Origin of the sequence: Actinomadura latina NBRC 106108 (assembly GCF_001552195.1) — a bacterium.
Lineage (GTDB): Bacteria > Actinomycetota > Actinomycetes > Streptosporangiales > Streptosporangiaceae > Spirillospora > Spirillospora latina.
Genome location: NZ_BCQS01000031.1, coordinates 38,653 through 64,497 on the forward strand (window position 1 = coordinate 38,653; position 25,845 = coordinate 64,497).

The 25,845-nt window shown below is 75.7% G+C and carries 20 protein-coding genes; 15 read left to right on the forward strand and 5 right to left on the reverse strand.

Annotated features, from left to right (window positions below; translation table 11 throughout):
- Positions 1-27 precede the first annotated feature (27 nt).
- Complete coding sequence (locus tag AL2_RS29945) at positions 28-582, reverse strand: universal stress protein (protein ID WP_168444828.1); 555 nt, start codon at positions 580-582, stop codon at positions 28-30.
- Between the two features lie 139 nt (positions 583-721).
- On the opposite strand from AL2_RS29945, the gene AL2_RS29950 reads away from it, so the two are divergent.
- Entirely contained in the window at positions 722-1,219 is a 498-nt protein-coding gene (locus AL2_RS29950; protein ID WP_067639525.1) for an XdhC family protein, read from the forward strand.
- Positions 1,219-2,313, forward strand: coding sequence for a zinc-dependent alcohol dehydrogenase family protein (locus AL2_RS29955; RefSeq protein WP_067639528.1), 1,095 nt, complete (start codon positions 1,219-1,221; stop codon positions 2,311-2,313). Before AL2_RS29950 ends, AL2_RS29955 begins: the two co-directional genes overlap by 1 nt.
- Here AL2_RS29955 and AL2_RS29960 read toward each other — a convergent pair.
- The gene (locus AL2_RS29960; protein ID WP_083947026.1) at positions 2,271-5,987 is read right to left on the reverse strand and encodes an nSTAND1 domain-containing NTPase; all 3,717 of its coding nucleotides are present in this window, start codon (positions 5,985-5,987) and stop codon (positions 2,271-2,273) included. The two genes, AL2_RS29955 and AL2_RS29960, sit on opposite strands and share 43 nt — an antisense overlap.
- A 272-nt stretch (positions 5,988-6,259) precedes the next feature.
- Between AL2_RS29960 and AL2_RS29965 the strand changes: the two genes are divergently transcribed.
- The 10 genes from AL2_RS29965 to AL2_RS30010 all read left to right on the forward strand — a co-directional run bounded on the left by AL2_RS29965 (position 6,260) and on the right by AL2_RS30010 (position 18,709).
- Entirely contained in the window at positions 6,260-10,777 is a 4,518-nt protein-coding gene (locus tag AL2_RS29965) for a tetratricopeptide repeat protein (RefSeq protein ID WP_067639532.1), read from the forward strand.
- 134 nt (positions 10,778-10,911) lie between these two features.
- On the forward strand, positions 10,912-11,889 hold the full coding sequence (locus tag AL2_RS29970) for a sigma-70 family RNA polymerase sigma factor (protein ID WP_067639612.1): 978 nt from the start codon (positions 10,912-10,914) through the stop codon (positions 11,887-11,889).
- A 91-nt stretch (positions 11,890-11,980) separates the two neighbouring features.
- Positions 11,981-12,661 carry a protocatechuate 3,4-dioxygenase subunit beta gene (pcaH, locus tag AL2_RS29975; protein ID WP_067639534.1) on the forward strand — a complete coding sequence of 227 codons (681 nt, stop codon included), beginning with the start codon at positions 11,981-11,983 and terminating at the stop codon, positions 12,659-12,661.
- Positions 12,661-13,224: a protocatechuate 3,4-dioxygenase subunit alpha gene (gene pcaG / locus AL2_RS29980; RefSeq protein WP_067639536.1), complete on the forward strand. Its 564-nt coding sequence runs from the start codon at positions 12,661-12,663 to the stop codon at positions 13,222-13,224. The genes pcaH and pcaG overlap by 1 nt, the downstream gene beginning before the upstream one ends.
- Positions 13,214-14,389 carry a 3-carboxy-cis,cis-muconate cycloisomerase gene (pcaB, locus tag AL2_RS29985; protein ID WP_067639538.1) on the forward strand — a complete coding sequence of 392 codons (1,176 nt, stop codon included), beginning with the start codon at positions 13,214-13,216 and terminating at the stop codon, positions 14,387-14,389. The genes pcaG and pcaB overlap by 11 nt, the downstream gene beginning before the upstream one ends.
- Positions 14,386-15,168, forward strand: a complete 783-nt coding sequence (pcaD, locus tag AL2_RS38705; RefSeq protein ID WP_067639540.1) for a 3-oxoadipate enol-lactonase — start codon at positions 14,386-14,388, stop codon at positions 15,166-15,168. The genes pcaB and pcaD overlap by 4 nt, the downstream gene beginning before the upstream one ends.
- Positions 15,165-15,557 carry a 4-carboxymuconolactone decarboxylase gene (gene pcaC / locus AL2_RS38710; RefSeq protein ID WP_067639542.1) on the forward strand — a complete coding sequence of 131 codons (393 nt, stop codon included), beginning with the start codon at positions 15,165-15,167 and terminating at the stop codon, positions 15,555-15,557. Before pcaD ends, pcaC begins: the two co-directional genes overlap by 4 nt.
- A gap of 39 nt (positions 15,558-15,596) precedes the next feature.
- The gene (locus AL2_RS30000; RefSeq protein WP_067639544.1) at positions 15,597-16,397 is read left to right on the forward strand and encodes an IclR family transcriptional regulator; all 801 of its coding nucleotides are present in this window, start codon (positions 15,597-15,599) and stop codon (positions 16,395-16,397) included.
- Between the two features lie 54 nt (positions 16,398-16,451).
- Positions 16,452-17,609: a 4-hydroxybenzoate 3-monooxygenase gene (locus AL2_RS30005; protein ID WP_067639546.1), complete on the forward strand. Its 1,158-nt coding sequence runs from the start codon at positions 16,452-16,454 to the stop codon at positions 17,607-17,609.
- 269 nt (positions 17,610-17,878) lie between these two features.
- Positions 17,879-18,709: a phosphatase PAP2 family protein gene (locus AL2_RS30010; RefSeq protein WP_067639548.1), complete on the forward strand. Its 831-nt coding sequence runs from the start codon at positions 17,879-17,881 to the stop codon at positions 18,707-18,709.
- On the opposite strand, the gene cphA is transcribed toward AL2_RS30010, so the two are convergent.
- A complete protein-coding gene (gene cphA / locus AL2_RS30015; RefSeq protein WP_067639549.1) occupies positions 18,706-21,345 on the reverse strand; it encodes a cyanophycin synthetase in 2,640 nt (879 codons plus the stop codon). The two genes, AL2_RS30010 and cphA, sit on opposite strands and share 4 nt — an antisense overlap.
- A gap of 3 nt (positions 21,346-21,348) precedes the next feature.
- A complete protein-coding gene (locus AL2_RS30020; RefSeq protein WP_067639551.1) occupies positions 21,349-22,185 on the reverse strand; it encodes a cyanophycinase in 837 nt (278 codons plus the stop codon).
- A 93-nt stretch (positions 22,186-22,278) separates the two neighbouring features.
- Here AL2_RS30020 and AL2_RS30025 point away from each other — a divergent pair, with 93 nt between their 5' ends.
- Positions 22,279-22,917 (forward strand): QsdR family transcriptional regulator, encoded by a 639-nt coding sequence (locus tag AL2_RS30025; RefSeq protein ID WP_083947028.1) that lies wholly within the window; start codon positions 22,279-22,281, stop codon positions 22,915-22,917.
- Between the two features lie 92 nt (positions 22,918-23,009).
- The gene (locus AL2_RS30030; RefSeq protein WP_067639553.1) at positions 23,010-24,365 is read left to right on the forward strand and encodes an ABC1 kinase family protein; all 1,356 of its coding nucleotides are present in this window, start codon (positions 23,010-23,012) and stop codon (positions 24,363-24,365) included.
- Positions 24,366-24,392: 27 nt separating this feature from the next.
- Here the strand turns inward: AL2_RS30030 and AL2_RS30035 are convergent, their stop codons facing one another.
- On the reverse strand, positions 24,393-25,238 hold the full coding sequence (locus AL2_RS30035; RefSeq protein ID WP_067639555.1) for a siderophore-interacting protein: 846 nt from the start codon (positions 25,236-25,238) through the stop codon (positions 24,393-24,395).
- Between the two features lie 140 nt (positions 25,239-25,378).
- Here AL2_RS30035 and AL2_RS30040 point away from each other — a divergent pair, with 140 nt between their 5' ends.
- The gene (locus tag AL2_RS30040; protein WP_067639557.1) at positions 25,379-25,843 is read left to right on the forward strand and encodes a nuclear transport factor 2 family protein; all 465 of its coding nucleotides are present in this window, start codon (positions 25,379-25,381) and stop codon (positions 25,841-25,843) included.
- Positions 25,844-25,845 lie beyond the last annotated feature (2 nt).

Genomic DNA, 25,845 nt, shown 5'->3' on the forward strand with positions numbered 1-25,845 from the left:
AAGCCTAAGCGGGACGAGCGGGGACGGTCAGAGCGGGAGCCGCAGCCGCCGCCCCAGCCTGCGGAAACGGGAGTCCGGGACGTGCTCGGGCGACTCGTCCCGGACGGCGAGGCCCTCCATCAGCGTCTCGAACGAGGGCTGCCGGACGCACACCAGCGTGGCGCGGGCCCGCCGGGCGCAGTGCAGCCGCACCGACGGCCGCAGCAGCCGGGAGAACGGGCCGCGCGTCCCGTGCCCGACGACCAGGATGTCGTCGTCGCCCGCCAGCCGCACCAGCGTGGCGCCCGGCTCCCCGACCAGCGCCAGCGCGGTCAGCCGCACCCCGTCCGGCGGGCCGCCGGACACCTCGGTGAGCAGCCGCGCGATGAGCTCGGCGCCGGAACCGCGCAGCGCCTCGGTGATGCCGCAGCCGAGCTGCCCGGCCGCCGACACGTGCGGCGGCAGCGGCGCCGCGTGCGCGACCAGCAGCGGCAGCCGGCGCAGCCGCGCCGCGCCGATCGCCCAGGAGAGCGCGCAGCGGGCGCCCGCGGAGTCGTCCACTCCCACCACCACGCGGGGGCCGCCCTCCGGTCTCGCGATCACGATCCCTCCTGTGCCGCCGGGTGCCAGGTAGTTTAGGCATACCCTTTCCGCGACGGGAGTGCCACGTTTGGGAAACCCCGGTTTCCGATAAAGGCGTGGCCCCTGGACCGGCCGCCGCCGCACGCGGCACACTTCGGATATGGCCGCACCGCACGAGACAGACCCGTCCTGCGCCGTCGCGCACGGCGACGCCCCGCCCGCCGCGGCGGAGCGCACGCTGGTCGCGGTGTTCGCCGGCGCGGTCGCCGACCACCTGCTGCGCTACGGCGCGGACCTCGGCTACCGGACGTTCCTCGTCGACCCCGACAAGGACCGCGCGGGCGCCGCCGACCTGCCGCCCCTCGACGGCACCGCGGACGTCGTCGTCACCGACCACCACCGTCCCGAACTGGGGCCGGTCCTGCGCGACGTGCTGACCCAGCCCGTCCGGTGGGTCGGCGTCATGGGCAACCCGCGGCACCCCGCCCCGCACATCCCGGCGCTCACCGAACTCGGCGTCCCCGCGAGCGAGATCGCCCGGGTGCACCGCCCCATCGGGCTGAACATCGGGTCCAGGTCCCCGGCGGAGATCGCCATCGCCGCCCTCGCCGGGCTGATCGCCGACCGCAACGGCCGTCCCGGCGGCTTCGAGTTCTAGTGCGGGCCGTCGCCTACGACGCCTTCGGGGCGCCGCCGTCCGTCCGCGAGCTGCCCGACCCGCCGGTCCCGCCGGCCGGCGCGGTGATCCGCGTCGAGGCCACCGGCGTCTGCCGCAGCGACTGGCACGGCTGGCAGGGCCATGACCCCGACATCCGCGTCTTCCCGCACGTCCCCGGCCACGAGCTGGCCGGCACGATCGAGGAGACCGGCGCCGGCGTCACCCGCCACCGCCCCGGCGACCGCGTGACCGTCCCGTTCGTCTGCGCGTGCGGCCGCTGCCCGTCGTGCGCCGCCGGACAGCAGCAGGTGTGCGAGGCCCAGACGCAGCCGGGCTTCACCCACTGGGGCTCGTTCGCCGACTACGTGGCGATCGAGAACGCCGACGTCAACCTGGTCGCCCTCCCGGACGAGATGTCGTACACGACCGCCGCCGGGCTCGGCTGCCGGTTCGCCACCGCGTTCCGGGCCGTCACGGCGCGGGGCGGCATCACCGCCGGCCAGTGGGCCGCCGTGCACGGCTGCGGCGGCGTCGGGCTGTCCGCCGTCATGATCGCCGCGGCGGCCGGCGCCCGCGTCGTCGCGGTCGACGTCTCACCGCAGGCCCTGGAGCTGGCGCGGCGCTGCGGCGCGTCCGCCGTCGTCGACGCGTCCGGCCACGAGGACGTCGCCGCGGCCGTCCGCGACGCCGCCGGCGGCGGCGCGCACGTCTCGCTGGACGCGCTCGGCAGCCCGGCGACCGCGCGCGCCTCGATCGAGTCGCTGCGCCGCCGCGGCCGGCACGTCCAAGTCGGCCTGCTGCCGCCCGGCGCGGGCCGCGCCGACCTCCCGATGGACCGGGTGATCGCCTGGGAACTGGAGATCGCCGGCAGCCACGGGATGGCCGCGCACGCCTACGGCCCGATGATGGAACTGGTCCGCGCCGGCGCCCTGCGCCCCGAGCTGCTGGTCGGCCGCGTCCTCACCCTCGACGACGCCCCCGCCGCCCTCACGGGGACGACCGGCCCCGGCATCACCATGATCGAACCCCGCCGCCGGGCCGCGCCGAAGCCTCAGGAGCGGCAGGGCGGGGCGAACGTGGTGGACGGGAGGTAGCGGCGCCATTCGGGCTCGGTGATCGGGGTGCCCGTGGTGGCGCAGATGTGGGCGGCCACCTCGTCCGGGTCCAGGTCCCACAGCTTGACCTCGCCTCCCACGCCGGCGGTGACGAGGAGGGGGCGGCTCTGGACGGCGACGTCGATATAGAGGGCCTCCCCGGAGCCCGTGAGGGTCGCCAGGGTTCGCGGATCGGACGGTGCGGACGTGTCCCACAGCCAGATGCTCCCGTCGCCGCCGGTCGCCGCGAGGACGCCGTCGGGGCCGTAGGCGAGGGAGTAGATGTAGTTGGCCGGCCCGCTCAGGCGGCGGGGCAGCGGACGCGGGTGCGCCCGGTCGCGGAGGTCCCACAGGATCACCGTGTTGTCGGCGCCGGCGGTGGCCAGCGTCTCGCCGTCCGCGCTGAACGCCACGGCGAACACGTAGCTGCCGTGACCGGTGAGCGGCGGGCCGAGCCTGGCCGGGTGCCGGGGGTCGGTGACGTCCCAGAGGAGGACGGTCTTGTCGGCGGTCCCGTAGGCGAGCGTCCGGCCGTCCGGGCTGAACGCGGCCTGGTAGGCGTAGTTGGTCGCGCCGGTGAGCTCGGTGACGCGCGCCGGGCGGTGCGGGTCGCTCACGTCCCACAGCCAGACCTTCTTGTCGTCGCCCGCGACCGCGAGGAGGCGGCCGTCCGGGCTGAACGTGAGCCCTTCGACGAGGGCGCCGGGGCCGGTGAGCCGGGCGGGGATCGCGACGGGACGCCCGGGGGAGCGGACGTCCCACAGCTGCGTCGCGCCGTCGGTGGCGCCGATCGCGAGCGCCCCGCCGTCCGGGCTCAGCGCGGCGGCCCCCGACGCCGTGCCGGGGCCCGCCGCCCGCTCGATCACCGGGCCGAGCGGGGACGGGCGGCGGGGGTCCGCCACCGACCACAGCCGCGCGGTGCCGCCGGCGCCCGCCAGCGCCAGGACCCGGCCGTCCCGGCTCAGCCCGGCGGCGAAGATCCCGCCGCCCGGCCCCTCGATGACCGGGCCGGGAACGTCCCATATCCGCGCCGCGCCGTCGGATGCGGCGGTCGCGAGCGTGCCCGGGCGCGGGAACGCCACGGCCGTCACCGGGCCCGGATGCGGCAGGGTCGCGGTGAGCGCCCGCGTTCCGATGTCCCAGATCCGGACCTTGCCGTCGGAGCTCGCCGCGGCGACCGACCGGCCGCCGGGCGCGAACGCCACCCCGTTGACCCAACTCTTCGGCCCGGTGAGGGGCTTGCCGGCGGGGGACCGGTCGGCCGTCCGCCAGAGCCGGACCTTCCCGTCGGCGCCGCCCGCCGCGAGCATCCGGCCGTCCGGGCTGAACACCAGCGCGTAGACGGTCCGCTCCCCGGCCGCGAGTGGACGGCCGAGCCGCTCGCGGCGGGCCGTGTCCACGAGCTGGATCGTTCCGTCGGCGAAGCCCACGGCGAGCGTCGAGCCGTCCGGGCTGAACGCCGCGCTGTGCGCGGGAACGGAGCCCTTGACCAGCACCCGGCCGCCCGCCTGCGGGGACGCGGTGTCCCAGGCACGGACGGTGTTGTCCGCGCTCGCCGCGACGAGCGTCCGGCCGTCGGGGCCGAACGCCACCGCGTAGACGGTGCTCTCCGGCCCGGCCAGCGCGCGCGGAGCCCCGCCGGGCGGCCACACCAGCACCGTGCCCCCGCCGCTCCCGGCGGCCAGCGTCCGGCCGTCCGGGCTGATCGCGACGCTGTACACGGTGTCGGGGAATCCGCGCACCGGTGCGCCGATCGGCACCGGACGGCCGCGGTCGGCGATGTTCCACAGCCGCACGGCCCGGTCGGCGCCGCCGGTGGCGAGCGTGCGGCCGTCCCCGCTCACGGCGACCGCCTGCAGCCCGCCCCGCGCGCTCGCGATCCGGGTCGCGGCGGGGCCCGAGTAGGCCTCCAGCAGGCTGGAGCGGGCCTCCGGAGTGCGCGCCACCCGGTACGCGGCCAGCGCGGTCTGCCCCGCGAGCGCGACGTCCTTGCCGCGCAGCTTCCCCGACTCGATCGCGACCTGCCGCGACACCGCGAGGTCGCGCTGCGTGTCGGCGGTGTGCCGCTGGTGCAGCGTGACCGACGCCAGCCCGAGCGCCAGCAGGGACACCGCCGACAGGACGGCGATCAGCCGCCGGCCGCGCCGGACCAGCCGCCGCGTCGCCCGCGCCTCGGCGTCCCGCTGCCGCACCGACGCGTCCAGGAACCGCCGTTCCTGCTCGTTCAGGGCGGCGCCCCGCCGCGGGTCGGCGGCCAGGTCCTCGGCCTCCGCGAGCCACGCCCCGCGCAGCAGCGCGCCGGGGTCGCGGCCCGACTCCTCCCACGCCCCGGCGCCCGCGGTGAGCCGTCGGTGCGTGCGCAGCCCCGCCCGGTCGGCGTCCAGCCAGGCGCGCAGCCTCGGCCAGGCGAACAGCAGCGCCTCGTGGGCGATCTCGACGCCGTCGGCGCGGGCGGTGACGAGGCGCTGCCCGACGAAGAGGTCGAGGACATCCCGGGCCTCGTCGCCGAACTCCCGCTCCGCCACCCGGCGCCGGGTCACGCCCGTGTCGTCGGCGATGTGCACGAGCCGCCCGAACAGCCGCCGGGCGACGAGTCGCTCCTCCTCGTCCAGCCCCTGGTACACCTCCTCGGCCGTGGTGCGCACCGCGCCCTCGATCCCGCCGCTCTCGCGGTAGCCGGCGATGGTGAGCACGCCCTGCCGCTGCCGCTCCCACGTCGACAGCAGCGCGTGCGACAGCAGCGGCAGCGTGCCCGTCTCGTGGGCGGCGCCGGGCCGCGCGTCCGGTGCCGGGCTCATCTCGCGCAGCAGCAGGTCGGCGAGGCCGGGTTCCAGCTCCAGCCCGGCGCGCTGAGCGGGCGCGACGATCGCGCGCCGCAGCTCGTCCTCGTTCATGGGGGTGACCACGACCTGGCCCGTCTGCAGGACCTCGGCGAGCCCCGGGTTCCGCAGCGCCCGCCCGTAGAAGTCGGCGCGCAGGGCGAGCACCACGGCGGCGGGCAGGCCCAGCAGAGCGGCGATGAGCTCCTCGCCGTCCGCCTCGGAACGGCCCGTGAAGACCTCCTCGAACTGGTCGACGATCACGACCGCGGGTCCGGCCCCGCAGAGCCCCGCGGCGTCGGCGGCCCGGATCTCGCCGGCCGTGCGGAGGACGACCTCGGCCTCCCCGCGCAGCGCCGGGACGAGACCGGCGCGCAGCAGCGACGACTTGCCCGCCCCGGACGGCCCGGCGACCACCAGCGCGCCCCGCCCCCCGAGGGCCCGCACGCGGCCGGCCAGCGCCGCGGTCAGCTCCTCCCGGCCGAAGTACCAGGCGGCGTCCTCCTGCTCGAAGCGGGCCAGCCCCCGGTACGGGACGACCGCGGGGCGGCGCCCGGGGCTCCGGCGGACCCGGCGCAGCGCCTCCAGCCACAGCGCGACCGTCCCGGCGTCGGTGACCCCGCACGCGCGCAGCAGCTCCGGCAGCCGCGGCGGCCGGAGCGGCGGGAGGTGCCGGCCGGCGAAGTAGTCGCCGGCGCTGCCGTCCGGCATGCCGGCCCTCCGCGCGACCTGCCGGACGGTCAGGTTCGCGCTCTCCCGCAGCAGCGTCAGCTCCCGCGCGAAGTCCTGCCGCGTGACGATCCGGTGCGGATCCGGCATCTCCGCACCATTACCGGACGGTTCGCTCAGTGCCATCTGAACCCCCCACACGTGCCCGAGGTCGTCTGACACTCCGAGTCAGGCACGTGATGACCGCGCTGAAAAGGTCAAATGACATAAATGCGGAGAATCCCGCCGATTCCCGGGTTTCCCCGGAGCTCCTCACCGTCCGTCGCGGTGCCGTGCCGCAGCGGGATCGAACGTGCGTACGGCCTTGTACGGGCATTGGACGGGCCGTTGCGCCGGCCCCCGCCCGGGGGTCTGCTGGGGAGGACCCCGATCATGACAGGTGAAGGCGGCACCCGGCCATGACGAGAGACGACCCATTCGGCGGAGAGGCGATCGGCGGGGACGCCGGTCCCGGCGGCGCGGCGCGTCCGGCCCGGCGCCGGCCGGTGGACCAGGCGGCGGCGCACTTCCACAACCCGGTGCACGCCGACGGCGACATCGTCGCCGGAGACAAGATCGTCCACCATGCGGCGGCCCGGTTCGCCCCGCCCGTCCGGCAGCTGCCCGCGGCGCCCCGCGACTTCGTCGGGCGGGAGCGGGAGCTCGCGGCGATGGACGCGGCGCTGGACGAGGTGACGGACGAGGCGACGGACGCGGCGACGGACGGGGCGCTCGGCTCGTCCGGCCGCCGCGGCTCGGCGACCGTGGTGCAGATCCACGGCATGGCCGGCGTCGGCAAGACGTCGCTGGTCCTGCACTGGGCCCACCGGAACGCGAGCCGTTTCGACGAGCACATCTTCCTCGACCTGCACGGCCTGTCCAGGCGGAACGCGGCGACGCCCGCGCAGGCGCTGTTCTCGCTGCTCGGCGACCTCGGCCTGGCGGCCGGCGACATCCCCGCCGACGAGGCCCGCCGCGCCGGGCTGTTCCGCTCCCTGGTCGCCGAGCGCCGCGTCCTCGTCGTGCTCGACAACGCCGCGGACGCCGGCCAGATCGTCCCGCTGGTGCCGGGCGGCCCCGGCTGCCTGGTCGTGGTGACCGGGCGCACCCGGCTGGAGGGCCTCGTCGCCCGGTTCGGCGCGGTCTCGATCCCCGTCGACCCGCTCACCACGGACGAGTCGTGCGAGCTCGTCGTGCGGCTGCTCGGCGGCGAGCGCGGCGCGCGGGAGCCGCAGGCGGTCGCCGACCTCGCCGACTCGTGCGCGCGGCTGCCGCTCGCCATCCGCATCGCGACGGTCGGGCTCGCCGCGGGGTCGTTCGACTCGGTGGCCGCCGTGGTGGACGAGCTGACCTGCGGCGGCAGGCTCGACGTGCTCGCCCTCGACGGCGACGCGGGCCTCGCCATCCGGCCCGCCTTCGACCTGTCCTACGACGGCCTGGCCCCGGCCGAGCAGGGCGTCTTCCGGATGCTCGGCCTCCTGCACGGCTACGACTTCGGCGCCGGGAGCCTCGCCGCGCTGCTCGGCGTGCCGGTCCCGGAGGCCCGCCGGCTGCTGCGCGGCCTCGTCCGCCGGCACCTCGTCGAACCGGGGACCGTCGGCCGGTTCCGCCTCCACGAGCTGCTCAGCGAGTACGCGGCGGAGCGGCTCGCCCGCGAGGACGGCGCGGCGGCCGGCGCGGCGGCCCGGCGGCTGCTCGGCTGGTACCTGACCCGCGTCCGCGAGGCGGCGGCGGCGATCGCGCCGTCGGCGACCGGGCCCGCGCGCGGGACGGCGCCGCTCTCCCCGGGCACCGCCGAGCGGGCCCTCGGCTGGTTCGAGGCAGAGCGGGCCGCCGTGGTCGCGGTGGCGCGGCAGGCGGCCGAGCGCGGCGAGCCCGCGCTCGCCTGGCGGTTCGCCGACGCCCTGTTCCACCTGCTCAGGCGGGACAAGCACGGCGCCGACAACCTGGAGGTCCACCGGCTCGGCCTCGCCGCCGCGCGGGCCATGGGCGACCGGCACTCCGAGGCGCTGATGCTCGACCAGCTCGCCGTCGTGCACTGCGACCGCGGCAACCACGCCGAGGCCGGCACGGAGGCGAAGGCCGCGTACGAGATCTTCACCGAGCTCGGCGACCACCGCATGGCGGGCTGGGCGCTCAACACGCGCTCGCGCGTGGAGCGGCTGTGCTGCCGCAACCAGGAGGCCCTCGAGTTCGGGGAGCACGCGCTGGAGATCCTCACCCGGGAGTGCGACCGGCACGGCGCCGGGCAGGCGCTGGAGCAGATCGCGCAGGCCCGCTGGAGGCTCGCGCACTACCGCACCGCGCTGCACTACGCGCGCGAGTCGCTGCGCGTGCACCGGGAGCTGCGGGGCGGCGCCGGGGAGGCCGACGCGCTGGAGATGATCTCCCGGATCCTGCGCCGCCTCGGCCACGTCGGCAAGGCCCTGCACTACGCGGGGCGGGCGCTCGCCGTCCGGGAGCGGCTCGGCGACCGGCGCGGGCAGGGCGAGGTCCTCGACGGCATGTCCCGCACGCTGCGGCGCAGCGGCCGGCTCGACGCGGCGCTCGGCCGCGCGGAGGACGCGCTGCGCATCCGCGAGGACATCGGCGACCTCACCGGCGTCGCCGCCAGCCTGATCAGCCGGGCGCGCGTCCTGGAGAACCTCGGCGACTGCCCGGCCGCCTTCGACGACGCCACCCGGGCCCTGCGGATCTGCCGGGAGTCCGGCGACCGGTACCGGGAGGCGGAGGCGCTGTGCACCATCGCCCAGTTCCACCACGACTCCGGGCAGTACGAGCTCGCCATCCGGCACGCGCGGCTCGCCCTGGCCATCAGGGAGCGGACCGGGGACGAGCACGGCGTGGCGTCGACGCTGAACCTCATCGCGCTGGTGGAGCGGCGGCTCGGCCGGCACGCCGACGCCCGCCGCGACGTCGAGCGGGCCCTCGCCCTCCAGTACAGGATGAAGGCCGGGTACGGCCTCGGCAGGACGCTGACCAACCTGGCCGAGATCGAGCGCAGCGCCGGCCGGTACGGCGAGGCGCTCGGCCACGCACTCGCCGCCCTCACCAGCCACGCCAGGGCCGGCGTCGGCGGCGGCGAGCGGATCGCCCAGGGCGCGAGCCTCGCCACCATCGCCAGGATCCAGTGCAGGATGGGCGACCACGGGGCGGCGCTGCGGCACGCCGGCGAGGCGCTGCGCCTCCAGCGGGAGACCGGCGACCGGCCCGGCCAGGGCGTCACCCTGGACGTCCTCGCCCGCCTCTGCATCCGCACGAGCCGCTACCGGGAGGCGGCCGGCCGCGCCGAGGAGTCGCTGCGGATCCGCCGGGAGATCGGCGACCGCCGCGGGGTCGCCGAGAGCATCGCCAAGCTCGCGCTCGTCCGCTGGCACCAGAGCCGCTACGACGAGGCCCTCACCCGCGCGCAGGAGGCCCTCGCGATCCAGCGGGAGATCGGCGACCTCGCGGGGGCCAGCGGCGCCCTGTACGTCCTCGCCCGCATCCACGCGCGGACCGCCCGCTACGCGCGGGCCCGGGACTGCGCCCAGGAGTCCCTGGAGATCTGCCGCCGGACCGGGGACCGGCACGGCGAGACCGACGACCTGCTCACGCTCGCGCACCTCGACCGCAGGCAGGCCCGGTACGGCCGGGCGCTGCGGACGGCCCTCGCCGTCCTGGAGGCCAAGCGGGAGATGGACGACCGGACGGGCGAGGCCGAGGCGCTCACCCTCATCGGGCGGCTGCACGGCGAGCTGGGCCGGCACGACGCGGCGCTCGCCCAGCTGGCCGAGGCCCTCCGGCTGCGGCGGGCGACCGGCGACCGCTACGGCGAGGCCGAGACGCTGGAGGCGATCGGGCAGGTCCGCCGCCGGCTGGCCCGGTACCCGGCGGCCCGGCGCGTCCTGAAGGAGGCGCTGCGCATCGAGCGGGAGATCGGCGACCTCGCCGCGGAGGGCCGCACCCGGACGCTGCTCGCGGAGGTCTGCGGCCACCAGGCCGCGTTCCGCGCCGCCGTCCGGCACGCCCGCAAGGCCATCGCGATCCTGCGGGAGATCGGCGACCTCGACGGCGAGAGCGCGGCCCGCGACAACCTCGCGCGCATCTGCTACTACATGGCCCGCTACCGCAAGGCGCTCCGGCACGCCGGCGCGGCGCTGCGCATCCGCACCGAGACCGACGACCGGCAGGGCCAGGCCCAGAGCCTGGACACGCTGTCGCGCAACCACCGCAGGCTCGGCCGCAACGAGGTCGCCGTCGGCCTCGCCGAGCGGTCGCTGGCCCTGTACCGGGAGATCGGCGACCGGCGCGGCGAGGCCGACAGCCTCGGCACCCTCGCGCACGCGCGGTGGCGGCTCGGCGACGAGCGGGCCGCGCTCGACGCGGGGCTGGCGGCGCTGCGGATCCACCGGGAGACCGCCGACCGGTACGGGGAGGGCGAGATCCTCGACCTGCTCGCCCGCGTCCACCGCAACGCCGGGCGCTGCGCCGAGGCGCTCGGGCTCGTCACGCAGGCCCTCGCGCTGCGCCGCGAGATCGGCGACCGGCGCGGCGAGGGCGACAGCCTGAACACCCTGTCGCGCCTGATGCGGCGGCTCGGGGAGACGGCCGAGGCGCTGGACCACGGCCGCCGGGCGCTCGGCATCCGGCACGAGATCGACGACCGCCGCGGCAGGGCCGACACCCTCGACAACCTCGCCCGCGTGCACCTCCTCGCCGGCGACCACGAGGAGGCCCTGCGGCACGCGTCCGGCGCGCTGGAGATCCAGGCCGGGATCGGCGACCGGTGGGGACGCGGCCGGAGCCTGCTGCTGCTCGGCGAGATCCGGCTCGCGCTCGGCCGGCCGGACCAGGCGCGGGCGCACCTGGCGCGGGCGGCGGCCGTCTGCGCGAAGACCGGCGACCGGGAGTCCGCGGACACCGCCCGCGACCTGCTGGCGGCCCTGCCCGGGTGAGGGCGGCCGGGGCGGCGGGCGCGTAGGATCCGGAGTGCAGGCGTTCTGTCGGTGGGGTCTCCTACGGTCGGGGGCGACGGGGCCCGTCGGCCGGGCCGACGGAGCGATGCCGCCGAGCAGAGGTGACCACCACCATGGCGAACAGCACGATCGAATCAGACCGCGACTTCCAGGAACTCGCCGATCCGTACCGGCGGGAGCTGCTGGCGCACTGCTACCGGATGCTCGGGTCCATCCACGACGCCGAGGACCTGGTGCAGGAGACCTTCCTGCGGGCCTGGCGCTCGTACGGCGACTTCGAGGGCCGGTCGTCGCTGCGGACGTGGCTGTACCGGATCGCGACGAACGCGTGCCTCACCGCGATCGACCAGCGCGGCAGGCGGCCGATGCCGTCGGGCCTCGGCGCGCCGAGCGACGAGCCGGAGCGGCCCGTGGTGGCCTCGCCGGAGGTGCCGTGGCTGGAGCCGGCCCCCGACCCGGTGCTCGGCGCCGACGCCGCCGACCCGGCCACGATCGTCGCGGCCCGGGAGAGCACCCGGCTGGCGTTCGTCGCGGCGCTGCAGCACCTGCCCGCCAAGCAGCGGGTCGTGCTGATCCTGCGGGACGTCCTGAAGTGGCGGGCCGCCGAGGTCGCCGAACTGCTCGGCACCTCGACGGCGGCGGTCAACAGCGCGCTGCAGCGGGCGCGGGCCCAGCTGGAGCGGGACGCGCCCCTGCGGGACGAACTGGTCGAGCCGACCGACCCGGATCAGCGCGAGCTGCTGGAGCAGTACGCGAAGGCGTTCGAGGACGCCGACATCACCGGGCTCATCGAGCTGTTCAAGAAGGACGTCGTCTGGGAGATGCCGCCGTTCCCCGAGTGGTTCGTCGGCGCCGACGCCGTCGTCCGGCTCATCCTCGCCCAGTGCGGGCCCGCGCCGGGCGACATCCGGATGGTCCCGGCGGCCGCCAACGGGCAGCCGGCGTTCGGGCTCTACATGCGGGACGAGGAGGGCGTGCACCGCGCCTACCAGCTGCAGGTCCTGAGCGTCACGGGGGACGGCGTCGCGCACGTCTCGGCGTTCTTCGACACGAGCCTGTTCCCGCTGTTCGGGCTGGCCGGGCACCTCTGACCGTCCTCCCGGTTTTCCACTGGACGGAAAGTCGCCTTCGATCCGCCGGGCACGGCTGCCAGGGTGGTGGGGAGTGTCCGCAGACGTGGGAATGAGGGAAGAGCGCATGACGCACCCCCCGTACCTGTACCCGGGCTACAAGAGCACCGTGCTCAGGGCTCCGGCGCAGGAACTGATCATGCCGAAGCTCGGCCCGGACAGCGTCGAGCTGACCTCGCCGGTCTTCGGCCATCAGGAGCTCGGCCGGCTGGACGAGGACCTCACCGTCCAGCACTCCGGGGAGCCGCAGGGGCAGCGGATCATCGTGACCGGGCGGGTGCTGGACGGCGGCGGCCGGCCGGTGCGGGGCGCGCTCGTGGAGGTCTGGCAGGCGAACGCGGCCGGCCGGTACAACCACCTCGGCGACATCCACCCGGCGCCGCTCGACCCGAACTTCACCGGCGCCGGACGCTGCCTCACCGGCGACGACGGCCGCTACCGGTTCATCACGATCAAGCCGGGCGCCTACCCGTGGGGCAACCACTACAACGCGTGGCGGCCCGCGCACATCCACTTCTCGGTGTTCGGCACCGCGTTCACCCAGCGGCTCGTCACCCAGATGTACTTCCCCGGCGACCCGCTGTTCGCGTTCGACCCGATCTTCCAGTCGATCCCGGACGAGAGGGACCGCGAGAAGCTGATCTCCCGGTTCGACATGGACACCACCAAGCCGGAATGGGCGCTCGGCTACCAGTGGGACATCGTTCTCGGCGACACCCCGATGGAGACCTGATGAGCACTCCCTCACCCGCCCCGTCACCTGCTACGCCGTCCCAGACGGTCGGCCCGTTCTTCGGCTACGCGCTGCCGTACGCCGCCGGCCCGGAGGTCGTCCCGCCGTGGCGGCCGGACGCGATCGAGGTGCGCGGCCGGGTCCTGGACGGCGCCGGCGAGCCGGTGCCGGACGCCCTGCTGGAGATCTGGCAGCCCGACGGGGACGGCGAGATCGCGCGGCGTCCCGGCGGGCGCGTCCGGGCCGGGCACGGGTTCTCCGGATTCGGCCGGTGCGGCACCGACGCGGACGGCGGCTACTGGTTCAGCACGGTCAAGCCCGGCGCGGCCGGCGGCGGCGCCCCCTACATCGCCGTGCTCGTCTTCGCCCGCGGCCTGCTCAAGCCCGTCTTCACCCGGCTGTACTTCCCCGAGGACGAGGCCGCGCACGCCGCCGACCCGCTGCTCGCGGAGGTCCCGGCCGCGCGGCGCGGGACGCTGATCGCCGAGCGCGAGGGCGAGCGCGGGTACCGGTTCGACGTCCGGCTGCAGGGGGAGGGGGAGACGGTCTTCCTTGCCTTCTGACGAGCCGAGCCCGGACGCGGGCCTGCTGTCCCCCGTCCGGGCGGGGACGGAGGCGGAGGCCGCCACGAGCGACCTCGCCTACCTGACCGCGATGCTGGACGCCGAGGCGGCGCTCGCCCGCGCGCAGGCCCGCCTCGGCATCGTGCCCGCGGCGGCGGCCGAGGCGATCGCGGCCGCCGCGGACGCCGGCCGGTTCGACCTCGCCGCGGTCGCCCGCCGGGCCCGCGGCTCCGGCAACCCCGTCGTGCCGCTGGTCGCCGACCTGCGCGGCCTCGCCGGAGACGCCGGCGAGCACGTGCACAAGGGCGCCACCAGCCAGGACATCGCCGACACCGGCGCCATGCTCGTCGCGGCCCGGACCAGGCGCGGCGTCCTCGCCCATCTCGACCGGGCCCTGGACGCGCTGGCCGGGCTCGCGGCGCGGTACCGCGACACCCCGATGGCGGCCCGCACCCTGGGCCGGCAGGCGCTGCCGACCACGTTCGGCGCCAAGGCCGCGAACTGGCTGCTGGGCTGCCTGGAGGCCCGCGACGGCCTGGCCGCGGTGCCGCTGCCCGTCCAGCTCGGCGGCCCCGCCGGGACCCTGGACGCCTTCGGCGACCGGGCGCTCGACCTCGTCGCCGCCTACGCGGAGGAGACGGGGCTGGAGCGTCCGGTCCTGCCCTGGCACACCCGCCGCGCGCCCGTCGCGAGGCTGGCGGCGGCGCTGGCGGTGACCGCCGGCGCCCTCGGCAAGATCGCCACCGACGTGTGGCTGCTGTCTCAGAGCGAGGTCGGCGAGGTCGCCGAGGCGGCGGGCGCCGGCCGGGGCGGCTCGTCGTCGATGCCGCACAAGCGCAACCCCGCGCTGTCCACCCTGATCCGCTCGGCCGCGCTGCAGGTCCCGGCGCAGGCCCAGGTGGTCTTCGCCGCGCAGGCCGCGCCGCATGAGCGGCCGGCGGGGGAGTGGCACGCCGAGTGGCAGCCGCTGCGCGAATGCCTGCGCCTCACCGGCGGCGCCGCCGAGACGGCCGCCGAGCTGCTGGCCGGCCTGGAGGTGTCCACCGAGCTGATGCAGGCCGACCTCGACGACCTGCTGGACATGCTCGGCGACGACCCCGGGCCCGGCAACGCCGCCGTCCTCGTGGATCAGGCCCTCGACGCCTACCGGGGGAGCCGCCCGTGACGCGGACGCGGACCACGCCGCAGTACCGCCTGGACGGCCCCGAGGGCGCGCCGGTCGTCGTCCTCGGCCCGTCCCTCGGCACGTCCATGGACCTGTGGCTGCCGCAGCTGCCCGCGCTGGCCCGCGGCTGGCGCGTCCTGCGCTACGACCTGCCCGGCCACGGCGGCGCACCCGCGCCGGACGGGCCCTTCACCGTCGGCGACCTCGCCGGCGGCGTCATCGCCCTGCTGGACGATCTCGGCGTCGGACGGGCCGCCTACGCCGGCGTGTCGCTCGGCGGCGCCATCGGCACCGCGCTCGCGCTCCGCGCCCCGGACCGCGTCGGCAGCCTGATCCTGTGCTGCACGTCCGCCCGCTTCGGCGACCCGGGGCCGTGGCGGGAGCGGGCCGCGCTCGTCCGCCGCGAGGGCGTCGGCCCGGTGGCCGGCTCGGCCGCCGGACGCTGGTTCACCCCCGCCTTCGCGCACGCGGACGCGTACGTGGCGATGCTCCGCGCGACCGCCCCCGGGGGCTACGCGGCCTGCTGCGACGCCCTCGCCGGGTTCGACGCCACCGGGCGGCTCGGCGAGATCACCGCGCCCACCCTGGTGATCGCCGGCGCGCAGGACGGCCCCACGCCGCCGCGGGGCCACGCCGACCGGCTGGCGGCCGGCATCCCCGGCGCCCGGCTGACCGTCATCGAGGGCGCCGGTCACCTGGCCAACGCCGAACGGCCCGTCGCCGTCACCAGGGAGATCACCGCGCACCTCGACCGGACCTGGAAGGGACACGACCGATGAGCGGGGAGCGCGGGAGCGATGAGGAGCGGCACGCGCAGGGCATGGCGACGCGCCGCGAGGTGCTCGGCGACGCGCACGTCGACCGCGCCGAGGCCCGCAAGGACGACTTCACCGCCGACTTCCAGGACATGATCACCCGGTACGCGTGGGGCGAGATCTGGAGCCGTCCCGGCCTGGACCGCAGGACCCGCAGCTGCATCACGCTCACCGCCATGGTCGCCGGCGGCCACCTGGACGAGCTGGCCATGCACGTGCGCGCCGCCGTCCGCAACGGGCTGACGCGCGAGGAGATCAAGGAGGTCCTCCTGCAGACGGCGATCTATTGTGGAGTGCCCGCGGCGAACTCGGCCTTCGCCGTCGCCCAGCGGGTCCTCGGCGAGCCGGAGTGACCGGGCGGAGTGACCGAGGGAGCGACCGGGCGGAGTGATATGGCGGAGCGCGCGCGGCCGGTGAGCGTGGCGGGCAAGGTGATGGCCATCCTGAACGCGGTCGCGCAGGGCGGTGTCCGCCTCAACCTCAGCGAGATCTGCCGCCGCTCCGGGCTGCCGCTGGCGACCGGGCACCGGCTCGTCGGCGAGCTGGCCGCGGGCGGGTTCCTGGAGCGGGTCCCGGACGGCACGTACCGCATCGGCACCCGGCTGTGGCGGATCGGCAGCCAGGCCCCGGCCGTCACCGGGCTGCGCGAGCTGGCCCTGCCGCACATGGAGGACCTCTACGAGGCCACGCACGACAACGTGCAGCTGGGCGTGCTGCGCGAGGACCGCGTGCTGATCGTCGAGCGGCTGCGCGGCACCCGCTCGGTGCCCGTCGTCACGCAGGTCGGGGCGATGCTGCCGCTGCACGCCACCGGTGTCGGCAAGGTGCTGCTGGCGTACGCGCCGCCGGACGTCCGGGAGACGGTCCTGGCCGGCGAGCTGGCCCGGCACACGGTGCGGTCCATCACCGATCCGGCGAAGCTGCGGCGGAACCTGGAGCAGGTCCGCCGCAACGGCTACGCGCTCACCCGGGACGAGATGACGCTGGGCGCCTCGTCGGTCGGCGCCCCGGTGCGGGACGGCGCGGGCGACGTCGTCGCGGCCGTCTCGCTGGTGGCGGGCACCCGCGGCGCCGACCTGCGGCGGCTGCTGCCGCCGCTGAAGACGGCGGTACGCGCCCTGTCCCGGGACGTGGCGGCGCACTGGCGCGGCGATCCCGACGCTTTTTCCGGTGAGCGGAAGACCGGCGCTTGAACCTGCGGCGATGCGCGCCAGCATCGCCGGTTGAACCGATGACGAGGAGGCTCGATGCGTACCCAGGTCGCGATCATCGGCGGAGGCCCCGCCGGACTGCTGCTGTCCCACCTGCTGCACCTGCAGGGGATCGACTCGGTGGTCCTGGAGAGCCGGGACCGCGACTATGTGGAGCACCGGCAGCGGGCCGGGATGCTGGAGCAGGGCACGACCGACGTGCTGCGCGAGAGCGGCGTGGGCGAGCGGCTCGACCGGGAGGGCCTCGTCCACCACGGGCTGGAGCTGCGGTTCGGCGGCGCGGGCCACCGCGTCCCGCTGACCGACCTCACCGGCCGGACGGTCACCGTCTACGCGCAGACCGAGATCGTCAAGGACCTCGTCGCGCGGCGGCTGGCGGACGGCGGCGACGTCCGGTTCGAGGCGGAGGTCGTGAGCCTGGACGCGTCCGCGCCCGCCGTCACCTTCCGCAGCGGCGGCGAGACGCACACCCTCGACTGCGACTACATCGCGGGCTGCGACGGGTTCCACGGCGTCAGCCGCCCGGCGGTGCCCGGCCTGCGGACGTTCGAGCGGGAGTACCCGTTCGCCTGGCTCGGCATCCTCGCCGACGTCGCGCCGTCCACCGAGGAGCTGATCTACGCCAACCACGACCGCGGCTTCGCGCTGCACAGCCTGCGGTCCCCGCACGTCAGCCGCCTCTACCTGCAGGTCTCGCCGGACGAGGACCTCGCCGGGTGGTCCGACGCCCGGATCTGGGACGAGCTGGCGGCCCGGTTCGCCACCGACGACGGCTGGAAGCTGCACGAGGGCCCCATCACCGACAGGTCGATCACGCCGATGCGCAGTTTCGTGGCGGAGCCGCTGCGGCACGACCGCCTGTTCCTCGCCGGGGACGCCGGGCACATCGTCCCGCCGACCGGGGCGAAGGGCCTCAACCTGGCCGTCTCGGACGTGATCGTCCTGGCGCGGGCGCTCACCGAGCGGTACGCCTCGGGCTCGGAGACGCTGCTGGACGGCTACTCCGACGCGTGCCTGCGGCGGGTCTGGCGGGCCGAGCACTTCTCCTACTGGATGACGACGCTGCTGCACGTGGACCCGGCCGCGAGCGACTTCGAGCTGCGGCTCCAGCGCTCCCACCTGGACTACGTGGCCGCGTCCGAGGCGGCCAAGACGTCGCTCGCGGAGAACTACACCGGCCTCCCGATCTTCTAGGGTCCCGCCGACCCGGCGGCGCGGCCGGACGGACGCCGCACGAATTGGCGGCGTCTGAAATTTTGCCGCATGGGCAAATTTGGTTTAGCGTGGGCGGTTCCCCACGCGGACGTGGAAGGTGAGAGGCTTCGGCATCTGCTCGGCCGCGCCGAGGGACGCGCCGGCGAGCGGGAGCCCGCCTAGGCCCGGACCTGACCGGCCCGAACCGAAGGACAGCGGAGGGAACCAGTGGCCGATCACCACCAGCCCGCGCCCGGCGCGTCCGGCACATGACAGAGCGCACACGCACGCGTACGGAGAATGCGGGTCGTGCGCCGGCGAGCTTAGGCACCGGACCGTCCCGGCCGCGCTGGCTCCCATTCCGGCCCGGGCGGCGGGACGCGGGCGGCGGCGGCCGGCCCGGCGGCCGGCCCCGCGCAGTCCGCGAGCTGCTGCTCATCACCGTCCTGTTCACGTTCTACAAGCTCGGCCGGCTGCTGGCCAGCGGCCGGGTCGCCGAGGCGTTCGACAACGCCCATCGCGTGTGGCACCTGGAGCGCCTCCTCGACCTGCCGAGCGAGACCGGCGTCCAGCACGGGCTGCTGCAGAGCCAGTTCCTCGTGCAGGCGGCCAACTGCTACTACGCGTACGTGCACTTCCCGGCGGCGATCATGTTCCTGCTGTGGATCTACCTGCGGCGGCCCGTCCACTACCGGTGGGTCCGCCGGGTCATGGTCGCGCTGACCGCCGTCGCGCTCGTCCTGCACCTGCTCGTCCCGCTGGCCCCGCCGCGGATGCTGCCGCACACGGGGCTCATCGACACCGCGGCGCGGTTCGGCCCCGCCGTGTACGGGCCGCCGCAGGCCGACACGGTCGCCAACCAGTACGCGGCGATGCCGTCGCTGCACATCGGGTGGGCGGCGGTCATCGCGCTCGGCCTGATCGTCACGTCCCGGACGCGGTGGCGCTGGCTGTGGGTGCTGCACCCGGCGATGACGATCGCGGTCGTGGTCAGCACCGCCAACCACTACTGGCTGGACGGCATCGTGGTGCTCGTGCTGCTGGCCGCCGGCGTCCTCCTCCTCCGGCCGCCCGGCGCCCCGCAGGCGGCGTCCGGTTAGCCGGCCGGCTCCGCGCCCAGCGTCTCCAGCAGCTCGGTGACCGGCTGCAGCTTCTCGTACAGCAGCAGGACGGGCTCGCCCGGCTCGGCCAGGTCCAGCGCCGACGCCAGCGCGCCCTTCAGGTCGCCGGCCGGGTGGTGGCACACGTCCGGCCGCGCCTCCCGCAGCCCCTGGACGATCAGCCGGGTCATCTCGCCCGAGCGGCGGCCGCGCAGGTCCTCGTCCTCGTAGACGACGACGCGGCCGAACGCCGCGGCCACGGCGCGCGCGGTCTCGGCAACCAGCTCGTCGGACCGGTCGCCCGGCAGCGTCACCGCGGCGACGCCCCCGGCCCCCCAGCGCCGCTCGACGAACGCGCCCATCGCCTCGACCGCCGCCGGGTTGTGCGCGTAGTCCACCAGGACCGGGTTGCCGCCGACCTGGTACACGCAGCCCCGGCCGGGGTTGCGGGTGTGGGGGTCGAACGAGCGCAGCGCGCGCGCCAGCACGTCCACCGGGACGCCGAGGGCGCGGGCGGCGGCGGACGCGGCCAGCGCGTTCGCCAGGACGTGCGCGGCGTGCCCGCCGAACGAGCCCCCCACCTCGCCGGCCGGCAGGATCCGGGTGCGGCGGTCGCCGCGCGCCTCGGTCAGCCAGCCGTCCGCCAGGTAGTAGCCGAGGCCGCCGCCGCGCAGGTGCGCCGCGAGGACGGGCGCGTCCGGCGACAGCGAGAAGAAGCGCAGCACCGGGTCGCGGCGCCGGACGGCGGGACGCCCGGCGAGGCTCGCCGACGGCTCGTCCTCGGCGTTCAGGACGAGGTGCCCGCCGCGCCGGATCTCCTCGGCGACCAGCGCCTTGATGTCGAGCAGGTCGTCCAGGGACTCGGTGTCGTCCATGCCGAGATGGTCGCGGGTGACGTTGGTGACGACCGCGACATCGGCGCGCTCGTAGCCGAGGCCGCGCCGGACGATGCCGCCGCGCGCCGTCTCCAGCACGGCGGCGTCCACCGACCGGTCGCCCAGCACCATCTCCGCCGAGCGGGGACCGGACGCGTCCGACGTGTGGACGAGCCGCCCGCCCACGTGCACGCCCTCGGTGCTGGTCATGCCGGTCCGCCGGCCGTCCAGCTCCAGCATGTGCGCGATCATCCGGACGGTCGTGGTCTTCCCGTTGGTGCCGGTCACCGACACGACCGGCACCCGCGACGGCGTCCCCGCCGGGTACATCAGGTCGAGGACCTCGCCGGCGACGTCCCGTCCCGCCCCCTCGTGCGGCGCGAGGTGCATGCGCAGGCCCGGCGCGGCGTTGACCTCCAGGATCCCGGCGGCGCCGCGCTCGGCGGGCGGCGGCGAGCCGATGTCGGGCAGCCGCAGGTCGATGCCGCACACGTCCATGCCGACGGCCGCGGCGGCCCGCACGCACATGGCCGCGATGTCGGGGTGCACGTCGTCGGTCACGTCCCGGCTGGTGCCGCCCGTGGACAGGTTCGCGTTGCGGCGCAGCCACACCCGCTCCCCGTCGCCGGGCACCGAGTCGGGGCCGTGGCCCTGCCGGGCCGCCAGCGCCAGCTCGGTCGGGCCGAGCGTCAGCCGGGTCAGCGGCCGGTCGTGGCCCTCGCCGCGGGCCGGGTCGGCGTTGACCCGCTCCACGAGCGCCGTCACCGTCGCCGCCCCGTCGCCGGTCACGCACGCGGCGGTCAGCTCGGCCGCCGCCGCGACCCGGCCGCCGACCACGAGGACCCGGTAGTCGCCGCCCGGGATGTAGGACTCCACGAGCACCTCGCCCTCGTCCCCCGCCGCGGCGGCGTACGCGGCCACGACCTCCGGGGGCTCGGTCAGCTCGATGTGGACGTTCTCGCCCTGGTGCCCGGCGAGCGGCTTGACGACCACCGGACCGGCGATGTCGCGGAGCGCTTCGAGGGCCTCCGCCGCCGACGCCGCGACCCGCCCCTCAGGTACGGGCAGGCCCGCGTCCGAGAGCACCCGGTGCGCGAGCCGCTTGTCGCCCGCGACCTCCATCCCGATCGCGGACGTGGCGTCGGTCATCGCCGCCCACACGGTCCGCCGGTACCGCCCGTACCCGAGCCGCAGCAGGTTGAGGCCGCCGACGCGGCGGACCGGCACGCCCCGCTCCCGCGCCGCCCGCGCCAGCGCCGCCGTGCTCACCCCGAGCCGCTCGCACTCGTGCACGGCGGCCACCTCGGCGAGGTCGCCGGACATGTCGGGAACCGCCCCGGTGATCGCCCCCGTCACGATCCGCACGGCGAGCGTGATCAGCCGCTCGACCACCGGGCTCCCGGGCGGCTCGTCCCGGGGGCATTCCAGGATCACGTCGTACTCGGCGGGGCCGCCCGCCCGGACGGTCCGCCCGAAGAACACCTCGCGGCCGATGCTCCCGGACAGCTCCAGCGTGACGTGCTCGGTGACGTGGCCGAAATAGGTTCCGCGCGCCATCGCGTCCAGCAGCCCGCCGGGACGGCCCGCCGAGCAGTGGTGCTCTGCCAGGCCCGGCAGCGCCGCCACCAGCCGCCCGGCGAAGCCGGGATGGTCGGTCGTCTCGTGGCCGGCCAGGCCCTGCAGGTCGAGGCGCGCGATCGCGACGGGACGGGACAGATAGGTGTTCGGGCCGCTCAGGCGGCGCACATGGTCGAGCCGCACGGCTCAGTCCTCCTCGTCCGGGCCGCGCATGTTGCCGATCGCGGGCAGCTTGTCGTTCATCTGGAACGTGCAGCCGGCCGGCAGCAGGTGCAGCGACACGTCGAACATCGCCATCGGCTCGTCGTCGGAGGCGGCGTAGGCGATGGTGGACTGCCCGGCGTCCACGACCGTGACCACCCCCGTCCCGACGACGTCGAAATGGCCGTCGCCCACCACGATCGCCGTGTCCTCGTCTATCCCGACGCCCAGCAGGCGGGTGTCCAGCGCTATGCCGCTCATCAGCCGCGGCAGCCGCCCCCGCTCGTTGAAATGCATGTCGATCAGCACGTTGTCGAGCAGGCCGAGCCCGGGGCCGACCTTCACGCTGGACGCGGCGACCTCGTGGCCGTGCCCGCCCAGGATCATCCAGTGGCCCATCGCGGTCGCGCCCGCGCTCGTCCCGGCGATGACGAGGCCCTCCTGGTCCAGCCGCCGCTTGAGCAGCTCGTTGGTCCGCGACCCGACCAGCGTCCGGATCCGCGACTGGTCGCCGCCGCTGAACAGCACGCCCGTCGCGGCGTCCAGCGCCCGCAGCGTCGCCGGGTCGTCGGCCGCGGCCCGGCCGAGCAGCCGCAGCTCCCGGACCGACGGCACGCCGAGCCGCCCGAACACCGCCGTGTACTGCTCGGCGACCTCCTCCGGCACCTCCGTCGCCGTCGTCACGACCACGATCCGCGCGTCCTCGGCGCCGGCCAGCTCGACGAACGTCTCCAGCGGCCCCGACCCGCAGGTCCGGTTCTCCGCCCCACCGATGATCAGCAGCCGGCCCTTGCGTCCGGCACCCCCATGTTTGTCCTTCACACCACTCGACTACCCTTTGATCACCCTGGGTAGTCGCGCGATCGCGAGGAGCCCCCGGCCGGTCCGGTCCCGCCGCTGTGCCATGCTGTGCGGATGAGCGGCAGCCCCGTTCCCCCGGACGTCCCGGGCCGGCCCCCGGCCGGGCCTTCCGCCGCGCTCGCCGCCGCGTCCGCGCACTACCTGCGGGGCGAGCCGATCGACATGTCGGCGCTGGCCGCCGAGCTCGGCGTCGGCCGCGCGACCCTCTACCGGTGGGTCGGCAGCCGCGAGCAGCTCCTCGGATCCGTCCTCGCGGAGATGACCGAGCGCACGTACCAGGTGGCGGTGCGCGACGTCGGCGGAAGCGGGGCGGCGCGGATCCTCACCGTCCTCGAGCGGTTCATGCGCGCCGTCGTCGACGCGGCGCCGCTGAAGGCGTTCACCGAGCGCGAGCCGCGGCTGTTCATCCGGCTGGCCACCATGCCCGGCACCATCGAGGACCGCGCGACCGAGCTGCTGACCGGGGAGCTGCAGGCGGAGATCGACCGCGGCGCGCTGCGCGTCCCGCTGCCGACCCGGACGCTCGCCCAGGCGATCGTCCGGGTCGCCGACTCGTTCATGTACGCCCACTACCTGGGCGGGAACCGGCCGGAGATCGACCAGGCCCTGGAGGTCGTCGAGCTGCTGCTGCGCCCGTGCGCGCCCGGCGCGGGGACGGGCGGCCGGGAATCTTCCGGTCCGGCCGAACGCTGAATCTTTCACGGGGAATGACCACTTTGTGGCATTCGCTCGCCATGAGAGGCTTAATCGTTGGACGCATCGTCGAAAAGAGGGACGGCCGGGCCGTGAGCGACATCCCCCGCCGCGCGGTGACGCGCACCGCCAAGCTGGCGACCCTCCCGCTGGGGTTCGCCGGCCGCACCGCGCTCGGGTTCGGGAAGCGGACCCTCGGCCGCCCCGCCGAGGCCGTCGCGCTGGAGGTCCAGCGCCGCACCGCCGAGCAGCTGTTCGCCGTGCTCGGCGAGCTGAAGGGCGGCGCGATGAAGGTCGGCCAGCTGCTGTCGATCTTCGAGGCAGGGCTGCCCGAGGAGATCGCCGGGCCGTTCCGCGCCAGCCTCACCCGCCTCCAGGAGTCGGCGCCGCCGATGCCCGCCGCCACGACCCACAAGGTGCTCGCCGAGGGCCTCGGGGAGGACTGGCGCGACCACTTCGCCGAGTTCGACGACCGGCCGGCCGCCGCCGCGTCCATCGGGCAGGTCCACAAGGCCGTCTGGCACGACGGCCGCACGGTCGCCGTGAAGGTCCAGTACCCCGGCGCCGCGCAGGCCCTGATGAGCGACTTCAACCAGATCTCCCGGCTCAGCAGGCTCTTCACGCCGCTGTTCCCCGGCGTCGAGGTCAAGCCGGTCATCGCCGACCTCAAGCGCCGTCTGGAGAAGGAGCTCGACTACGTCGACGAGGCGCGCGCGCAGACCGCCTTCCACGACGCCTACGACGGCGACCCCGACTTCGCCGTCCCCGCCGTCGTCGCCCAGGCCGGGAACGTGCTGGTCACCGAGTGGCTGGACGGCACCCCGCTCGCCAAGGTCATCGCCGCGGGCGACCAGGAGGCCCGTGACCGCGCGGGGCTGCTGCTGTTCCGCTTCCTGCTGTCCGGCCCGGCCCGCTGCGAGATGATCCACATCGACCCGCACCCGGGCAACTTCCGCCTGCTGGACGACGGGCGCCTCGGCGTCCTGGACTTCGGCGGCGCCGCCCGCGTCCCGGCCGAGCTGCAGTGGTCGATCGGCCGGCTGCTGCGCATCGGCACCCTCGGCGACCCCGACGAGATCGTCGACGCCCTCTGCGACGAGGGCTTCCTCGTCCCCGAGGCCGAGGTCGACCCCGAGGAGATCGCCGCCCTCGTCGCCCCGCACGCCGCCCCGTTCGCCGTGGAGCGCTTCCGCTACTCCCGCGAATGGCTCCGCGAGCAGACCGCCCGCGGCCTCGGCCTCGCCTCCGACCTGCGCCCCGGCGCGCTCGCCCGCGCCTTCCGGCTGCCGCCCCAGTACCTCGCCGTCAGCCGCGCCCTGTCCGGCTGCGGCGGCGTCCTCTGCCAGCTGGAGGCCGAGGGGGCCTTCCGCGCCGAGGCCGAACGCTGGCTCCCCGGCTTCGCCGACGACGACCCGCCCCTGGACGACCAGACCGAAGCCACCGCCTAGCAGGACGCACCGCCTAGCGGGTCCGGGTCAGGAGAGGGCGGCGGCCTCCTCCCGTTCCACCTCGCGGTTCCAGTCCCGCTTGCTCGACTGCCAGCCGTCCTCGTCGCGGCCGCGGCGCCAGTAGCCGGAGATCGACAGCTGCGCCAGCGGCAGGCCGCGCTCGACACGGAGGTGGCGGCGGAGCTCCTTGACGAAGCCGGCCTCGCCGTGGACGAAGGCGTGCACCTCGCCGTCCGGGAAGTCCAGCTTCTGGACGGCCTCGGCCACCAGGTCGCCGACCCGGCCGCCGCCGCGGTGCAGCCAGCCGATCTCGGCGCCGTCCGGAGCCTGGAGCTTCTGCTCCTCCGCGGGTCCGGCGACCTCGATGAAGACGCGGGCGGGAACGCCGTCCGGGACGCGTTCGAGGGCGGCGGCGATCGCCGGGAGGGCGCTCTCGTCGCCGGCCAGCAGGTGCCAGCCGGCGCCGGCGCGGGGCGCGTAGGCGCCGCCGGGGCCGGTGAAGAGGATCTCCTCGCCCGGCCGGGCGTTCGCCGCCCACGGGCCGGCGAGTCCCTTGTCGCCGTGGTGCACGAAGTCGATCGTCAGCTCGCGCGCCCGCTCGTCCCACGCGCGGACGGTGTAGGTGCGGGTGCTCGGCCACTGCTCGCGCGGCAGCTCGGCGCGCACCCGCTCCATGTCGAACGGCTCGGGGTAGGCGACGTCCGGGCGCGGGAACAGCAGCTTCACGTAGTGGTCGGTGAACTCGCCCGCGCCGAAGCCCGAGAGCCCGGCACCGCCGAGGACCACGCGGATCATGTGCGGGGTGAGGCGCCCGGTGCGCAGCACCGTCCCCCGGTGGAGCCTGCGTCCCTTGCGCGCCGGTTCCGTCGCCATGCAGTCCTCCGATGATGCGGATCACAGTGCTTAGGCAAGCCTAACCTCCTGGGACGCCCGATTTGTTCCAGGCTCTCGATCGGGAGCGGGCGCCGGGTTACCGTCTGGTGGGCGGCCCGGCGACGCGGACGGTGATGAGGTTGGCGCTCAGCAGGCAGACGATGACGGACGAGCAGCGCAAGTCGGTGGCGCTGGAGTACCTCAAGGGATTCGACAACGGCGGTGTGACGTCGGACGGCGCTCCGCTTCTGGACCTGTTCGCGAGCGACGCGCAGGTGTACTTCCCGAAATGGGGGCTCGCGACCGGCAGGGACGAGATCGGCCGGCTGTTCGGCGACGTCGGCGCGACGATCAAGGCCATCCGGCACCACTACGCCTCGTTCAACTGGATCTCCTCGGGCGGCGACATGCTGGTGTGCGAGGGCACCAGCCACGGCGAGCACCGGGACGGGCCGTGGCGGGCGGGCGTCCCGGAGTGGGGCGCCGGCCGGTGGTGCGACGTCTTCGAGATCCGCGACTGGAAGATCCAGCGCGTGTTCATCTACCTCGATCCCGACTACGCCGGCGCCGACACCGGCCGGTACCCCTGGCTCGCGGACGAGTGACG

What these genes read in the sequence shown, in the direction of transcription:
- AL2_RS30005 (WP_067639546.1), top strand. Translation starts at nt 16,452, where the DNA reads ATGCGTACCCAGGTCGCGATCATCGGCGGAGGCCCCGCCGGACTGCTG.
- AL2_RS30010 (WP_067639548.1), top strand. Translation starts at nt 17,879, where the DNA reads ATGACAGAGCGCACACGCACGCGTACGGAGAATGCGGGTCGTGCGCCG.
- AL2_RS29970 (WP_067639612.1), top strand. Translation starts at nt 10,912, where the DNA reads ATGGCGAACAGCACGATCGAATCAGACCGCGACTTCCAGGAACTCGCC.
- AL2_RS30035 (WP_067639555.1), bottom strand. Translation starts at nt 25,238, where the DNA reads ATGGCGACGGAACCGGCGCGCAAGGGACGCAGGCTCCACCGGGGGACG.
- pcaG (WP_067639536.1), top strand. Translation starts at nt 12,661, where the DNA reads ATGAGCACTCCCTCACCCGCCCCGTCACCTGCTACGCCGTCCCAGACG.
- pcaH (WP_067639534.1), top strand. Translation starts at nt 11,981, where the DNA reads ATGAGGGAAGAGCGCATGACGCACCCCCCGTACCTGTACCCGGGCTAC.
- AL2_RS29960 (WP_083947026.1), bottom strand. Translation starts at nt 5,987, where the DNA reads ATGGCACTGAGCGAACCGTCCGGTAATGGTGCGGAGATGCCGGATCCG.
- AL2_RS29950 (WP_067639525.1), top strand. Translation starts at nt 722, where the DNA reads ATGGCCGCACCGCACGAGACAGACCCGTCCTGCGCCGTCGCGCACGGC.
- AL2_RS30025 (WP_083947028.1), top strand. Translation starts at nt 22,279, where the DNA reads ATGAGCGGCAGCCCCGTTCCCCCGGACGTCCCGGGCCGGCCCCCGGCC.
- pcaC (WP_067639542.1), top strand. Translation starts at nt 15,165, where the DNA reads ATGAGCGGGGAGCGCGGGAGCGATGAGGAGCGGCACGCGCAGGGCATG.
- AL2_RS30000 (WP_067639544.1), top strand. Translation starts at nt 15,597, where the DNA reads ATGGCGGAGCGCGCGCGGCCGGTGAGCGTGGCGGGCAAGGTGATGGCC.
- AL2_RS29965 (WP_067639532.1), top strand. Translation starts at nt 6,260, where the DNA reads ATGACGAGAGACGACCCATTCGGCGGAGAGGCGATCGGCGGGGACGCC.